This window comes from Synechococcus sp. R6-5 (assembly GCF_047461775.1).
Taxonomy (GTDB): domain Bacteria; phylum Cyanobacteriota; class Cyanobacteriia; order Thermostichales; family Thermostichaceae; genus Thermostichus.
The window spans coordinates 1-13496 of the sequence record NZ_JANSHV010000051.1 but is presented as its reverse complement, the minus strand read 5'-3'; the positions used below and the strand labels follow the sequence as shown (position 1 = coordinate 13496).

Genomic DNA, 13496 nt, shown 5'->3' with positions numbered 1-13496 from the left:
CAGCGTATCATTGACTAGAGTCATGCTCACTGTTAACGCGACTGAGTTGCAAAGGGATCCCCTCCCACATAGGTCGCCCCTATTTTGGCCTGGATCCCTCTTGGGGATGCTCTAGATCACTGCAAAGGTGCTCCGCACCGCTGACGGGATGGGAAGGGCCTGTACGGGAGCAGCTCACCGCAGTTTCTCCTCTCCAAGCCACACCCGGCGACGTCCTCTGTCCCACACCAGCAGCGCGTGGATCCCGATCCAAAGTCCTGTCCACAGCCAGTTGTGCAGCCAGATTTTGCCCAGAATGGGCAGGGTCAGGCCCTCCGTTCCCCCCAAAACCAGGCCGGCGGCCAAAATCAGCCCTTCAAAAGCCAGAAACCCCAAGATGAGCATGGCCGGGATCCAGAGATAGTTCAGCAGCAGTTGCCTTGGCCGAAGCGGCTTGGACTGAGAAAACAGAGGTCGGTAACCGCCAGCAAGAGCAATCCCCACCGTGCCGATCCCCAGCACCAACCCCCAGGCAAACGAATCGGGAGTGCGGGGATAGTTGTGCCAGGTGTAGCCAAAGATTTGGTTGGCCAGCCAAATCATCAAAGCACTAATGATTGCCCTTTGGCGGGTTAAAGTTGTGCCCGCAACAATACCAACAGTTACAAAAGGAAGGGTACATGTATAAGCAATATTGCTGAGACAGCCGACGGTGGTAAACAAGCTGGGCCAGAACCAGCCTTGGGCCAAATCTTGAGCAGCTTGTATCCAAAGTGGGGCTGGGATTAAGCGGCGAGAGCTGGGAATGGGGATAGGTTGAGCACTCGATTGCAGGCCAATCATGCTTTAATCTCCTGGAAAAAGGTGGTCTTTCAGAGGACAGCTATTAAGCAAATGCTCAAAAACAATTTGCCGAGCTACTTGGGGAGTAACCCGCTTGTACCAGGTGCAATCTCCGGAGTAAAAAACCACCGGCCCCTGTTGGCAAACTTCCAAGCAGCCTGAGGTGATAACCTGTACGTCCAGGTTGGCTTCTCGAAGAGCCGATTCCAGAGCTTCCACAACCGGTTGGTAGTTGCGGGAAGGATAACAACGGCTGGAACGACAAACAGCAAGGTAGGGACGTTTAAGAGGGTTATCCTCATAGGGGATCCGCTCTTTCCCCTCCACATAGATGGCGCGGATGCGCTCGTAAAGAGAAAGCTTTTGGTAGTCAGCTTTGCCTTCCGGCAGGTAGTCTCCCCCTGGACCCAAAAAAGGGCTGGGCAGGAAAATCTGCAGCAAAGGTTCTTCTGCTCCATTCCAGAATTGGATTCCCCACATGCGGGGCTGGCCTTGGGGATTGAGACGCCGGTAGAGGGCAGCACGGCTAACCAATCTTTTGCAGCGTAGCTCGGGTGGGGTCTTGCGATGGGGGCCGCCTTGGTGCTCCTCCAGGCACAAATGCAGGTGCCAGGTTTCGGTGGCAACGGTTAGATAGCCATCGTAGAGCACGCACAAAGCTGGAGGTTTCTTGAAAGCCAGCTCCAGCACCCCGCCTTCCGCCACATGGCCCACCTGGATCTCGGCCCAGTGCTCTTGAAACAGCTCGTAGAGCAACGGCCCCAAGCAGTCGATGTGGGCAGGGATCCCTTCATAAAGGGTTGTCCAACCCGTCAGAGAAACTTCCTGCCAAGCTTGATGGAGGGGGGTTATCCAGGGGGTAAAAGTGGCCATGAGAAAGCTCCTCAGTGCAGTGGTGGAATACGAGCAATCACCCCTTTTTTGAGAGGGCGCTCGGCCCAGGGTAGGATCCCATCTGGCTTGGTGAGGTAGAGCTCTGCTGTCTGCAGAATGAGATCCACATCTTTTGGATCCAGATCTCCAAAAACATAGGTCATCTTTTGAGGTGCTGCCAACGCAACAACGCAAGCATGGCTGCAGGCGCTCATACAGGCAACTGGTTTTAGAGTTAGTTGGGGGTGGAGGGTTTGGGATTGCAGGGCAGACAGCAGCATTTCTCCCTTGCTAGTCCCTTCTTTTTGGCCGTTAACCCACCGAGATCCGCAGGTGATGCAAACCCAGAGATAATGACCGCTGGGTTGCTGAGCAGCGCTGCCAGCTTGAACTGGCAACTGGGAAGTTGATTGAGACACAGAGCTGCTTGATACCGGCATAACTTGCAATCCAGACTTGACTGTAAAGGGCGCGATGAAGAAGGGGAAATGATCTCAATATCTAAGCGAGTGGTCAAGCAGTGAGCGAAATGGCTAAGCCTTTAAAATTGGCCTCTCAGATTGAGCCGAACGGTGCGACCCACTCCGGGGTAGCCGGGGAAAACCTCATATTGCTCATCCAGCAGGTTATCGACTCCCACCTCGAGAGCGAGATTTTCTGCTACTGGGATCCCTCCCCGCAGAGCCAGGTTGGTGTAGCCGGGCAGAGATTGGGTATTGGCGTTGTTGGTAAAGAAAGTGCCAATGTGATGCAGGAAAACTGAGGTATACCGATCCTCTGCATCGCGGTAGCTCAGGCCCAGGTTGAAGCTGTCTGCTCCCACGAAGGCTAGCTGTTTGCCAACCGCTTTGGGATCCAGCGCCGAGCGGATGATGGGATCGTTTAGGGTGTAGTTGGCAAAAAGAGTCCAGTTTTCCCCCAATCGCAAATCCAGGGCTGCTTCCAAGCCCGTGTATTCCACGAGCTCAATGTTTTCGTAGGTTCCCCTGCGCGGGCCAGTGCTGACAAAGGTAATGCCATCGCGGATGCGGTTATGGGCAAAGGTCAAGCGCAGTAGGCCAAAATCTCCCAAAGCCTGATCCAGGCCAATGTCAAAACTCTCTCCCCGCTCCGGGCGCAAATTGGGGTTCCCATCTACCTCAAAAAAGCCCCGCAAACGAAAGAATAAGTTTGAGATCAAGGGGGTGCGAAAGCTGCCGGCATAATTGGCCCTCAGGGTGGTGCCTTCTGCCAAAACCCAGCGGATCCCTGCGGCAGGAGAGGTGGCCGAACCGTTGACCAGATTGCTCGAATCTTGGCGAACACCTAAGTTGAGATAAAAGTTGGGCTGTGGCTTGTAATCCAGGCGGGCAAAGAGGGCCCCTTGGTTCACGGTATTGTCGTAGTTGACATTGGTGGATCCCCTGGCAAAGGAGAAGGTGGTGTTGCGAGCTGAAATGGATCGGTAATCCGCTCCTAGAGTAAGCTCCAGGTTTTCAGCAGCCTTCCAGGTGTATTGCAGTTGGGATCCCCACCCCGTTCGCAGGATCTCATCCCGGGATCCCTGGCTTTGTGGGGCGCTGAAGCGATAGTTGAGGTCGTCAAAAAATACCCTAGCTTGCAGGGATCCCCTCTCTTGATCCCACAGCCAACTGAGATCTAACAGCAGGTCGTTGGTGTTTTGCACTGCATCGGGGGAGGGAAACTCGGTGCTGCCAGGCACCTGAAACGCTTTATTGAGATAAAGGGCATTTCCGGTTAGGACCTGGCCTTCTGCCAGTTGCCAGGTGAGTTTGGCTTGTAGGTTGTGGTACTCCACTGCCGAGTTCTCCCGCCTGCCTGCTTTGCCCAAACGCCTAATTTCAAAGGGAAAGTCGTTGTTGCTCTGCAGACGGCGATAGCTGACCACCCAGCCCAGATCCTGCGCTTGGCCGCGGTTTTGGATCCCTTGCTCATTGAGGCCGTAGCTGCCGATAGCCGCTTCCAGCACGGTCTCGGATCTCGGCTTTGGATCCAGCGTCACGATGTTGATGACCCCGCCAACGGCATCGGAGCCGTATAAGGTGGAGCCCCCACCTGGAGAGATCTCAATACGCTCGACCACATCTGTAGTGATCTGAGACAGATCGAACCCGCCAAAAAAGCCCAGGTCGTTAATGGGGCGGCCATCCAAGAGCACCAACACCTGGGCCGTTCGTCCTCCCCGCATAAACTGGGAGCTAAGGGCTCCCAACTGGGTTCCTGCTGTGCCGTCGCTGAGGATCCCGGGCAGGTAGCGCAGGGCCTCCTGAACCGTTCTTGCCCCTTGCTCTCGAATTTGCTGGCGGGTAATGACGTAAACCGGGCGGGAAGAATCCCGCAGCAAGCCGGGGCGACGAAAAGGCGTGGTGACGGGTTGATTTAAAATCTCGGCGCTAACACCGGTTTCCAACACCTCTTGAGCTGAAGGTGAAGAGGCCGCCGGCTGCGCCCACGCTGGGATCCCCAAAACAAAGCCCCCCAGCGCCAGGCTGAGACCTAGAATGGGATTCATTTTCTTTCTTGAAGCTCCTGATTCCGTGCGACGCGGAAGAAATGCGAGCCAAAACCGCAGGCGGGCATCCTGACTGAGGGCATGGGTCTAGCCCAAGCCCATCACAGTTGCGGCACAGCGCCGGATTTGCACCGGACTTTCCCCTTTACATGCCCTGGCTGATCCCCAGGACAACCTGTCGGTACAGCTTTCTCTGCGATTGCTCCGAAAAAGCCGTGCTAGGCATCATACATCCCCTGCTCTGGAGTTCCTATCCTGCCAGGGGGGATGTCATCCCCAGGGGTGAACGGGATCCCAACGGCAATCCCAGGGCTTCGGATGGGCCACATCCCATTTAGGCCAGATTTCTTCACTGCTTTGTAAGCAGTTGAAGGATAGCCCGCTGCTACTCCAGATCGCGAGGCCCAGGGATCCCTTAGCCTTTTAGAGAACAGAGATACGCTGAGACTTCACAAGACCCACAGCTTTTGGGAAAGCAAGATGGGGACGCTGGCCTAGCCGTCATGGGCGGGATCCGTATGAATTAGTACCCAACCGGATAGAAAAGAGGGGCTTTTTCGGTCGCGTGAGCGGCGCGGAGCGCTCTTTCCGGCAAAGCCGTTGCCTGGTGGGCTGGATCCGGCTCAACTTGGCTGGGAGAGGCAATCGGCACCTCGATCATCCGATCCGGTACCAGCGGCACCATTTCGGAGCGGTCGGCAATTTCCCGCAGAGAATTGGCAATGGATTCTTGAGTCAGCAGAAACTGTCGTTCGTTGCGCTGCATCTGCTGCCACACCTGGTAACGCTGGCTCCACCGGCTTTGGGTATGCACAGTCCAACTGTAAAGGCTCAACACTGAAACGCCGGAGAGGATAGCCATCCCTGTGGAGATTTGCTTCCACCAGGCTAGGTGTTCTGCCCAAGCAAGATGCTGGCTGCGAGGATGGGCTGATTTCAACTTCAAATCCAAAGGTTGGGTGCGGCTGGCTTGAACTGTACCGGAGAGGGGTCGGCTCAGAGCAGAAGGCTGTCTGTGGCGACGAGGGCTCTTGGGACGATCAAGACCTGCGTTCAAAGGCTGGCTAACCATAGGGCTTAACCTCACACACACCAAGGGATCCGACGGTGCAGGACTGCCGGTTCCGCTTCACCCTAGTTCCCCGCGCCCCCCAACAGCAACCCCCTTCTCCCGATTCCCGGCCTCAGCAGGACAGCTGTCCGCTTCACGGTAGCCGATCTCTTGAGAGCGGGAGAACCAACCTAAACCTACATCTGACTGCTGCGGGCAGCCACTCGCAGTTTGGCAGAGCGGGCCCGTGGATTGCGTTGCCGTTCCAGTTCGGAAGGGGACAAGGGCTTGGGGGTGAGCACCTGCCAACGGGGATCCCTGCGAAAGGCCCATTTCACCAGGCGATCTTCAAGGCTATGGAAGCTGATTACGGCCAACCTGCCGCCGGGTTTCAACCAAGTGGGGGCTTGGGCCAGCAAGGTTTCTAAAGCCTCCAGTTCTCGGTTCACGGCAATGCGCAACGCCTGAAAGACGCGGGTGGCCGGGTGGATGCGGCCTCGCCGAGCTGCCGGAGGTACTGCCTGCCAAACCACCTGGGCCAACTGAGTGGTTGTGGCGAGGGGACGAGCCTGCTCGATGTGATGGGCGATGCGGCGGGCAAATCGCTCTTCGCCGTAACGGGTGAAAATCTCGATCAACTCTTCGACCGGGCGATGATTAACCCAATCGGCGGCAGTCTCCTGAGCTGTACTGGGATCCATGCGCATGTCCAGCGGCCCCTCCCCGCGAAAGCTAAATCCCCGCTCAGGACAGTCCAGTTGCGGAGAACTCACCCCCAAGTCGGCCACGATGCCATCGAAGGGGATCCCCTGCCCCTGCTCATCCCGAAAGCCGTGCTGCTGCAGATCGAAATCGGCAAAATTGAGGTGCCACAGTTGGATGCGGCTGCCGGGGATCCCTTCTGCTGCAAAACGCGCTTGCGCCGCCTGCAGAGCCGCCGGATCCCGATCCAACCCCACCACTCGGGCAGCTCCCCCCCGCAGCAGCGCCAAGCTGTGCCCACCCCCTCCCAACGTCGCATCCAAAAAAATACCGCCCCCCTGGGGTTGCAGGTAGGCCATCACCTCCTCGGTCAAAACGGAATCGTGTTGATACACCTTGCCAAGCACGGTCTGCGGGGGTTCTATTTCTGCTGCTACAAAGTTCAGTATCTGCAAAAAAAAAAGGCCGAGGCCAGGCCCCGACCGAGGAATCCATGTTGTTAAGGTGATCCTCTGAGAAAAGAGGGGTGGCCGTCAAAAGACAGGCTGTCTTGGGATCCCCGGCAAAATCTCTGGGGCGCGAGTCCCGCTCTGAGTATGATGAGACTGCTGCCGCTTTTGCCAAGTCTGCCGTCAGGGTTGCTGTGTTGACTCACTCTTCTTCTACCGATATCCTCACTCTCTCGTCGGCCAAGGGCCTGCGCGGCCAAGTGAGCATCCCCGGCGACAAATCCATTTCCCACCGCGCCCTGATGCTGGGATCCCTGGCCGAAGGAGAAACCACCATCCAAGGGCTGTTGCTGGGAGAGGATCCCCGCAGTACGGCAGCCTGTTTTCGGGCGCTGGGGGCAGATATTTCGGAGCTCAACAGCGAGTGTGTTCGCATTCGGGGAGTTGGCCTGGGCCAGCTGCAAGAACCGGCAGACGTGTTGGATGCCGGCAACTCCGGCACCACCCTGCGACTGATGCTGGGGATCCTGGCTGGCCAGGCCGGGCGCTTTTTTGCCGTCACCGGCGATCGCTCCCTGCGCTCGCGGCCCATGGGGCGGGTGGTAGAACCGCTGCGGCAGATGGGGGCCAGCATTTGGGGACGGGCCGGTGGAACCTTGGCACCTTTGGCCGTACAAGGGGGATCCCTGAAGGGCATTCACTACCGCTCCCCGGTGGCTTCAGCGCAGGTAAAATCCTGCCTCTTGCTGGCGGGCCTGCTGGCAGAAGGCACCACCCAAGTCACCGAGCCGGCTCTCTCTCGGGATCACTCGGAACGGATGTTGCGGGCCTTCGGGGCCAACATTCAGGTGGATCCGGAAACAAAAACCGTGGCCGTGGTGGGGGGATCCCGCCTGGTGGGCCAGAGAGTTCAGGTGCCGGGGGATATCAGCTCGGCAGCCTTTTGGCTGGTGGCCGCCTCCATTGTGCCCGAGAGCGAATTGCTGCTAAGGGATGTGGGCCTCAACCCCACCCGTACCGGTGCGCTGCAGGTGTTGCAGGAGATGGGGGCCGATATTCAAATTGAAAACTGCCGGGAAATGGCCGGCGAGCCCCTGGGAGATCTGCGGGTGCGTTCGGCCCGCTTGCGCGGCTGCACCATCGCCGGCGATCTCATCCCCACCTTGATCGACGAGATCCCGGTTTTGGCGGTGGCGGCTGCCTTTGCCGAGGGGATCACCGTGATTCGCGATGCCGCAGAGCTGCGGGTCAAAGAAAGCGACCGTCTGGCTGCCATAGCCCAAGAGCTGAGCCGCATGGGAGCCCAGGTCACTGAATATCCCGATGGCCTGGAAATCAAGGGAGGGATCCCTCTTCACGGGGCCGAGGTCGACAGCCACGAGGATCACCGCATCGCCATGAGCCTGATGGTGGCAGCTCTAGGAGCGCAGGGATCCACCCTCCTCAGGGGAGCCGACTGTGCCCGCATCTCCTACCCCGACTTCATTCCCACCCTGCAACGATTGACTGCTTCCCCCCTGGAGTCTTGAGAGGGCCCATCTTTAACTTTGCCGCCTCTGCTCCTATGTCGACCTGCCCCAGCCCGCCCGGCCCTATCGCCATCGAACATCTCTGCTTCCGGGTTCCTCCCGGTGGGCAAGCAGCCTTTCTTGAGCAAGACGAGCGGGTTTGGGGATCCGCCCTGCGTCGGCATCCGGGTTTTCTGGGCAAAGAAGTTTGGCTGGATCAAGAGGATCCCGAACTTGTCCACCTCATCCTCCGCTGGGCCAGCCGCGCTGATTGGAAAGTCTTTTCCCCCGAGCAAGTGGAGGCATTGGATCGGCAAATGCGGCCTTTTTATGTGCGCTTGGAACAGGCCAAAGAATACCAGCTCTGGCAGCCCGGCCCTTCTGCAGGGACAGGAAAGCAGGATTAAGGGATCCCTTCAGTCTCAAAACCTACCTCAGAGCCCACCGAGTCAGCCCTGGGGGATCCTGCCACCCGCTCCTGCTCCACCAGCTCCCGCAAACTGGGCATGGTCACGGCCAAAGCTCCTTCTCGCCGCTGCAGCCCCGCTTCAAAACTCTCAGGGGTGACAATGCCGCCGGAAATGAGCATCTTAAAAGCATCTTCCACCGGCATGAACACTTCCACCACCTGGTCTTCCGGCACAATGGCGTACCAGCCCGTCGTTGGATTGGGGGTGGTGGGCACAAACAGGCCAAGGGAGCGCTGCGGCCCATCGGGCCGAATGGGAGTTTGAATGGTGCCCGTCACAAAGGCCAGCGCCCAAGCTCCTGGTCGGGGATATTCCACCAGCACCACCCGCCGAAAGCGCTGATTGTTGGGGGCAAACAAAACACTGACCAATTGCTTCAAGGTCTTGTACACCAGCCCCGCCACCGGAATCGCATGGAGCAACTGTTCGCTGAGATTGAGCAGCCACTGGCCGACAATGTTGCGGGCCATGAAGCCAATCAACAGGATGAGCACAATCGGCGTCAACAGGCCCACCGCCAGATCGATGAGGTTGATCAAGATCGGGTGCAAACCCTGGATGGGATTGAACTGCTTCGGAATGCTGGTCAGAAAGCCAATGCTCCAGGTGGCCACCTCCACCGTCAGCCAAATGGTAGTTGCCAGAGGGATCACCACCAGCAACCCCGCCACGAAGTAGTTCTTAAGATGCTGTTTCCATTGTGAAACCATGGTGAGGTCGTCCCGTCGAGTCAACCGAGTGGATGCATCGAACCCTTGCAAGTGGAGCTTGCAGATGGCAATCATGATACCTGCCTTCTGCGTTGCCCTCATGGGGGGCAGCCGCAACTTGCTCGAAAAAGAAACCGGGCTGCCAAAAAGCGCAGAGCCCCAAACTTTCATCAGGCCGATAATGCTATCTTAGGTCGATATAAAATTTTGTAAAGGCAGGGATCCCGTCCCGAGGCGTTGTGGCCAAGCCCCTGGATGGTTTGTGTTTCTGCTGGGTGTTGCGTGGGAGGCCCTATGTCAGAGTCAGATTGGCTAGAGCATACCTGTCAGGTGGAGGTGCCTGTTCCCATTGAGCAGGTATGGGATTTGTGGGCCAACCTCACCCTCATGCCCCGTTGGATGAAGTGGATCCGCTCGGTGGAATTGCTGGATCAGGAGCTGTCCCGGTGGACACTGGACACCCGCGGCCTCACCTTCAGTTGGATCTCCCGCACCCATACGGTGGTGAAACACCAACACATCGGCTGGAGTTCGGTGGAGGGGCTGCCCAATCGGGGCGCGCTGCGCTTTTACGACCGCAAAGGCAGTACTATTGTGAAGCTGTCGGTGGCCTACAAGCTCCCGGGGATCCTCGGCAAAATCTTGGATGGCCTGTTTGTGGGCAAAGTGGTGGAGAGCACCATCCAGGCGGATCTGGAGCGCTTCAAAGCCTATGCCCTAGAGCATGCGGGGCCAACCGCCGACAATGCCTCGGCCAGCTAGTCTCCGTTCGTCAGGCCCAAGTGTTTCGCCGACCTTCCCCATTGTCAACCCTCGCCACTGCAAAGGCCGCTTCATGCCCGATCCCTCTCCTGAGCCTGTCATTGCCCTCTCTCGTCAGCCGGTGGACAACCGCAACATTCGCTTCTCTCTGGAGCGGGGCGAGCTGGATCTGGATCAACTTCTCCTGCTGTTGAACCGCAATGCCTTTTGGGCGCAGAATCGCCAGCGGCAGGAGATGGAGCGGGCCGTTGCCCACAGCCATCCGGTGGTCAGCGCCTGGGATGGGGAGCGCCTGATTGGCTTTGGCCGCGCCACTTCCGATGGGGTTTACCGAGCTGTCCTCTGGGATATCGTGGTTGATCACGATTACCGACGTCAGGGCATTGGCCGCAAGTTGGTGGAAACCCTGATCAGCCATCCCCACCTGCAGTCGGTGGAGCGCATCTACCTGTTCACAACCCATCAGCGTGGCTTTTACGAGCGAATCGGCTTTGTGGAAAATCCCAGCACCACCTTGGTTTTACACGGGCGCCCTCTGGAGTTTTTAGTCCCGGCTGCCGAGCAGGAGCAGGCTTGACCGACAGGGATCCTGGGTGAGTGTATCTTGAACAACAGTGGGTTGGCTCTGCCTTGGGAGGAGGACGCGCTAGCCTGAAAAGCAAAAAGGGTGAGAGGGTGTACTCATGGCCAATCGCCTCGCCACAAGTTCCAGCCTTTATTTGCGCAAGCACGCCGAGAACCCGGTGGACTGGTGGCCTTGGATCCCAGAAGCTCTGGAGAAAGCCCGGGCCGAGGATAGGCCGATTTTCCTATCCATCGGCTATTCCAGTTGCCACTGGTGTACGGTCATGGAGGGCGAGGCCTTCTCCAACCCTGAAATTGCCGCCTTTTTGAATGCCCATTTTTTGCCCATCAAGGTGGATCGCGAGGAGCGGCCGGATCTCGACAGCATCTACATGCAGGCGTTGCAGCTCATGAGCGGGCAGGGGGGGTGGCCCCTCAATGTTTTCCTCACGCCCGATGACCTGGTGCCCTTTTATGCTGGCACCTATTTTCCCGTAGAGCCCCGCTTTGGCCGCCCGGGGTTTCTGGCCTTGCTGCAGCGCATCCTGCAGTTTTACCGGCAGGAAAAGGAAAAAATAGAGGAGATGAAAGGCCAGATTTTGACGGCTCTGACCACCCTCAGCGACTTAGTGCCGGAAGACCACATTCCCGCCGACCTGCTGCGCTCTGGGATCCCCAAGATCCAGCCTTTGCTCTCCAATGCCGGGGCGGTGCAGCAATTTCCCATGATGCCCTACGCCCAGTTGGTGTTGCGCTCAGCCCGCTTCGACCCACCGGAAGGGATCCCCGGCTCGCAGAGCGCTCTGGAACGGGCCAAAGAGCGAGGCATGGCCTTGGTGCTGGGAGGGATCTTCGACCATGTGGCCGGCGGATTTCACCGCTACACCGTGGATCCCACCTGGACGGTGCCCCACTTTGAAAAGATGCTCTACGACAACGGGCAGATCCTAGAGTTTCTCTCCGATCTGTGGGCGCACGGTATCCAAGATCCGGCCATCGAGCGGGCGGTGCGGCTGACGGTGGAGTGGGTGGCGCGAGAGATGACCGCCCCTGCCGGGTATTTCTACGCCGCTCAAGATGCCGACAGCTTTGCCCGGGCAGAAGATCGAGAGCCAGAGGAGGGAGAGTTCTACGTCTGGCGCTGGCAAGAGCTGCAGGAGCTCTTGGGGGAAGAAACCTTCCGCGCCTTGCAGCAGGCGTTTGACCTGTCTCCGGGGGGCAATTTCCCTGATCGGCCCGGCTGCATCGTCTTGCAGCGCAAACAGGGGGGGACGTTGCCGCCAGAAGTTGAAGCCGCCTTGACCACCCATCTGTTTCAGGCACGCTATGGCTCTGCGGATCGACGAGTTCCCTTCCCTCCGGCAGTGGATGCCCAATCGGCCCGTCTGCAATCCTGGCCAGGGCGAATCCCACCTGTCACCGACACCAAGATGATCGTCTCTTGGAACGCCTTGATGATCTCCGGCCTGGCGCGGGCCTATCAAGTGTTCGGCAACGCAGACTATCTGCAATTCGCTCTGCGGGCTGCCCAATTCATCCTCAGCCAGCAGCGCCACCCTGAGACCGGATCCCTGTTGCGCCTGAACTACGATGGCACAGCTCAGGTGCCCGCCAAGTCAGAAGATTACGCCCTGCTGATCAAGGCCCTGTTGGACTTGCAGCAAGCCTGCCTGCCCCTGGTGGGGGATCCCACCCCTCAAGACTGGTTGCAGGCTGCCCTCCAGCTCCAGCAGGAGATGGATGCGCAACTGTGGGATCCGGCCAGGGGGGGATACTTTGTCAGCGATGCCCAGAGTGCCCCTGAGCTGTTGGTGCGAGAGAAGGAGTTCCAGGACAACGCTACCCCTGCAGCCAATGGGGTGGCCATTGCCAACCTGGTGCGCCTTGCCGCCCTCACTGGAGATCTGGACTACCTGGAGCGGGCAGAGCAGGCCTTGAAAACCTTTGCCCACATCATGAGCACCCAGCCGCGCACCTGCCCCAGCCTTTTTGCCGGACTGGATTGGTACAGCAATTGGGTGAAAGTCACCCTGGAGGCCGATTCCATTCCCGCCTTTCAGCAACGATCTTGGCCCACCACCGTCTTTGCTCTCCCCACCGAAGCCGAACCTCTGCCGGAAGGAGCTCTAGGGCTGGTGTGCTGGGGCAACAAATGCCTGGCCCCTGCCAGTTCTCTCGAGCAAATCCAGTCGCAAATCACCAAAGGCCAAAACCGGGCTTACTGACCTTTGCCCAATTTTTTCCCAGGACAGCAGGGATCCCTTTGCCAAGGTTACGGCTGGGACTGCGCAGGCTTTTCCACCCCAAAAAACTCAATGCGGTAACTTTGGATGCGGGTGCCCGTTTGTTGCTCCACTTGGGCCAGCAGTTCAGGCGGCAGCTCCACGTCCACATCCAAGATGCGGTTGCTATCCAGACAGTTCACGTGGCTGTGGGGATGGGTGCGGTTGCCGTAGCGGCGCCCATCGGCACGATCCAAGCACTCGACAATGTTGTGGCTGGCCAAAGCTTCCAGGTTTTGATAAACGGACGTGTGGCCAATCGGTTTGCCCTGCTGATTCAGGCGATCGTAAATCTCGCGGGCGGAGAGGTGCTCGCCACACTGCCACAGCAGCTCCAGGATATAACGGCGCTGTCGGCTCAAACGCAGATTGCACTCCCGGCACCGTTCCAAAGCAGCTTCCAAAGAATCCAAGGGGCGAGGCATGGAAAACCTCAAGTCATACCGAGTCTGAGATAGGTAGTTGCTCATCTCTACCAAGGTAGCATTTGTGCGTCAACAGTTGTTCAAAAAACACCCCGAACTCTACAAGAGCTGCCGCGCATAGCCATCTTCGAGCCGAGTTCAGGCCGTGCGCAGATGGAAGAGCCCAACATCAGCCTTTTGATTTTCTACAATACCGCTGGAGTGTTGGGGGCAAAGATCATGCAGCGGCGCAAGGTAATTCTGGGTTTGTTGGGGTTGGCCAGCAGCAGTGGATTGGCAGGAGCCTATTGGGCCAGTCGGCAGCAGCCCTCTCATCTAGCCCCAGGGATGGGATCCCCTAGAGCCGCTCTCCCCTCTCCTACCCCC

13 protein-coding genes, 1 pseudogene and 1 riboswitch are annotated in these 13496 nt (G+C 58.3%); of the genes and pseudogenes, 6 read left to right on the top strand and 8 right to left on the bottom strand.

The genetic code is table 11. The annotated features are described in order from the left end of the window. Nucleotides 1–174 precede the first annotated feature (174 nt). The 6 genes from NW818_RS02885 to rsmH form a co-directional block, all read right to left on the bottom strand. Nucleotides 175–582, bottom strand: a complete 408-nt coding sequence (locus NW818_RS02885; RefSeq protein ID WP_238376949.1) for a hypothetical protein — start codon at nt 580–582, stop codon at nt 175–177. Nucleotides 583–825: 243 nt separating this feature from the next. Then, a complete protein-coding gene (locus NW818_RS02880) occupies nt 826–1695 on the bottom strand; it encodes a (2Fe-2S) ferredoxin domain-containing protein (protein ID WP_414423785.1) in 870 nt (289 codons plus the stop codon). Nucleotides 1696–1706: 11 nt separating this feature from the next. Then, nucleotides 1707–2135: a DUF1636 domain-containing protein gene (locus NW818_RS02875; protein ID WP_414423784.1), complete on the bottom strand. Its 429-nt coding sequence runs from the start codon at nt 2133–2135 to the stop codon at nt 1707–1709. Nucleotides 2136–2236: 101 nt separating this feature from the next. Beyond that, nucleotides 2237–4207, bottom strand: coding sequence for a TonB-dependent receptor plug domain-containing protein (locus tag NW818_RS02870; RefSeq protein WP_414423783.1), 1971 nt, complete (start codon nt 4205–4207; stop codon nt 2237–2239). A 41-nt stretch (nt 4208–4248) separates the two neighbouring features. Beyond that, a riboswitch (cobalamin riboswitch) is annotated at nt 4249–4401 on the bottom strand. Between the two features lie 329 nt (nt 4402–4730). After that, a complete protein-coding gene (locus NW818_RS02865) occupies nt 4731–5279 on the bottom strand; it encodes a hypothetical protein (RefSeq protein WP_414423782.1) in 549 nt (182 codons plus the stop codon). A gap of 176 nt (nt 5280–5455) precedes the next feature. Beyond that, a complete protein-coding gene (gene rsmH, locus NW818_RS02860; protein ID WP_414423781.1) occupies nt 5456–6355 on the bottom strand; it encodes a 16S rRNA (cytosine(1402)-N(4))-methyltransferase RsmH in 900 nt (299 codons plus the stop codon). Nucleotides 6356–6603: 248 nt separating this feature from the next. Between rsmH and aroA the strand changes: the two genes are divergently transcribed. Together aroA and NW818_RS02850 are read left to right on the top strand one after the other, a co-directional pair. After that, the gene (aroA, locus tag NW818_RS02855; protein WP_414413900.1) at nt 6604–7938 is read left to right on the top strand and encodes a 3-phosphoshikimate 1-carboxyvinyltransferase; all 1335 of its coding nucleotides are present in this window, start codon (nt 6604–6606) and stop codon (nt 7936–7938) included. Further along, entirely contained in the window at nt 7935–8324 is a 390-nt protein-coding gene (locus tag NW818_RS02850) for a TIGR03792 family protein (RefSeq protein ID WP_414416349.1), read from the top strand. Before aroA ends, NW818_RS02850 begins: the two co-directional genes overlap by 4 nt. Here NW818_RS02850 and NW818_RS02845 read toward each other — a convergent pair. Next, nucleotides 8321–9097 (bottom strand): DUF502 domain-containing protein, encoded by a 777-nt coding sequence (locus tag NW818_RS02845; RefSeq protein ID WP_238376947.1) that lies wholly within the window; start codon nt 9095–9097, stop codon nt 8321–8323. The two genes, NW818_RS02850 and NW818_RS02845, sit on opposite strands and share 4 nt — an antisense overlap. A 294-nt stretch (nt 9098–9391) precedes the next feature. Here NW818_RS02845 and NW818_RS02840 point away from each other — a divergent pair, with 294 nt between their 5' ends. The 3 genes from NW818_RS02840 to NW818_RS02830 all read left to right on the top strand — a co-directional run bounded on the left by NW818_RS02840 (nt 9392) and on the right by NW818_RS02830 (nt 12648). After that, nucleotides 9392–9859 (top strand): SRPBCC family protein, encoded by a 468-nt coding sequence (locus NW818_RS02840; RefSeq protein WP_414423780.1) that lies wholly within the window; start codon nt 9392–9394, stop codon nt 9857–9859. A gap of 73 nt (nt 9860–9932) precedes the next feature. Then, nucleotides 9933–10436, top strand: coding sequence for a GNAT family N-acetyltransferase (locus NW818_RS02835; RefSeq protein WP_414329522.1), 504 nt, complete (start codon nt 9933–9935; stop codon nt 10434–10436). 106 nt (nt 10437–10542) lie between these two features. After that, a complete protein-coding gene (locus NW818_RS02830) occupies nt 10543–12648 on the top strand; it encodes a thioredoxin domain-containing protein (protein ID WP_414351967.1) in 2106 nt (701 codons plus the stop codon). Between the two features lie 47 nt (nt 12649–12695). Here NW818_RS02830 and NW818_RS02825 read toward each other — a convergent pair whose 3' ends face one another. Then, a complete protein-coding gene (locus NW818_RS02825; protein WP_414351968.1) occupies nt 12696–13130 on the bottom strand; it encodes a Fur family transcriptional regulator in 435 nt (144 codons plus the stop codon). 153 nt (nt 13131–13283) lie between these two features. Here NW818_RS02825 and NW818_RS02820 point away from each other — a divergent pair. Continuing rightward, nucleotides 13284–13496, top strand: a pseudogene (locus NW818_RS02820) (hypothetical protein); the annotation flags it as partial.

Bases quoted from the DNA above. Each gene is read 5' to 3' on its own strand.
- NW818_RS02885 (WP_238376949.1), bottom strand. From the start codon at position 582: ATGATTTGGCTGGCCAACCAAATCTTTGGCTACACCTGGCACAACTAT.
- NW818_RS02880 (WP_414423785.1), bottom strand. From the start codon at position 1,695: ATGGCCACTTTTACCCCCTGGATAACCCCCCTCCATCAAGCTTGGCAG.
- NW818_RS02875 (WP_414423784.1), bottom strand. From the start codon at position 2,135: ATGCCGGTATCAAGCAGCTCTGTGTCTCAATCAACTTCCCAGTTGCCA.
- NW818_RS02870 (WP_414423783.1), bottom strand. From the start codon at position 4,207: ATGAATCCCATTCTAGGTCTCAGCCTGGCGCTGGGGGGCTTTGTTTTG.
- NW818_RS02865 (WP_414423782.1), bottom strand. From the start codon at position 5,279: ATGGTTAGCCAGCCTTTGAACGCAGGTCTTGATCGTCCCAAGAGCCCT.
- NW818_RS02845 (WP_238376947.1), bottom strand. From the start codon at position 9,097: ATGGTTTCACAATGGAAACAGCATCTTAAGAACTACTTCGTGGCGGGG.
- NW818_RS02840 (WP_414423780.1), top strand. From the start codon at position 9,392: ATGTCAGAGTCAGATTGGCTAGAGCATACCTGTCAGGTGGAGGTGCCT.
- NW818_RS02835 (WP_414329522.1), top strand. From the start codon at position 9,933: ATGCCCGATCCCTCTCCTGAGCCTGTCATTGCCCTCTCTCGTCAGCCG.
- NW818_RS02830 (WP_414351967.1), top strand. From the start codon at position 10,543: ATGGCCAATCGCCTCGCCACAAGTTCCAGCCTTTATTTGCGCAAGCAC.
- NW818_RS02825 (WP_414351968.1), bottom strand. From the start codon at position 13,130: ATGCCTCGCCCCTTGGATTCTTTGGAAGCTGCTTTGGAACGGTGCCGG.